This is a genomic window from Agrobacterium sp. 10T429 (genome assembly GCF_056393925.1).
This window is the reverse complement of the sequence record NZ_JBFTGV010000059.1, coordinates 1-434: the sequence shown is the minus strand read 5'-3', so window position 1 is coordinate 434 and position 434 is coordinate 1. Positions and strand designations below refer to the sequence as shown.

General features: G+C 53.0%; 1 rRNA gene. It reads right to left on the bottom strand.

What is annotated here, in order from left to right:
* Nucleotides 1–434: ribosomal RNA gene (locus AC1DCP_RS26495) — 23S ribosomal RNA — on the bottom strand; the annotation flags it as partial.

Sequence of the window (434 nt, the reverse complement as noted above, 5' to 3'; positions counted from 1 at the left end):
GACCGCCCCAGTCAAACTACCCACCATACACTGTCCTCGATCCGGATAACGGACCTGAGTTAGAACCTCAAAGTTGCCAGGGTGGTATTTCAAGGATGGCTCCACGCGAACTGGCGTCCACGCTTCAAAGCCTCCCACCTATCCTACACAGATCGGTTCAAAGTCCAATGCAAAGCTACAGTAAAGGTTCATGGGGTCTTTCCGTCTAGCCGCGGGGAGATTGCATCATCACAAACACTTCAACTTCGCTGAGTCTCGGGAGGAGACAGTGTGGCCATCGTTACGCCATTCGTGCAGGTCGGAACTTACCCGACAAGGAATTTCGCTACCTTAGGACCGTTATAGTTACGGCCGCCGTTTACYGGGACTTCAATCAAGAGCTTGCACCCCATCATTTAATCTTCCRGCACCGGGCAGGCGTCACACCCTATACG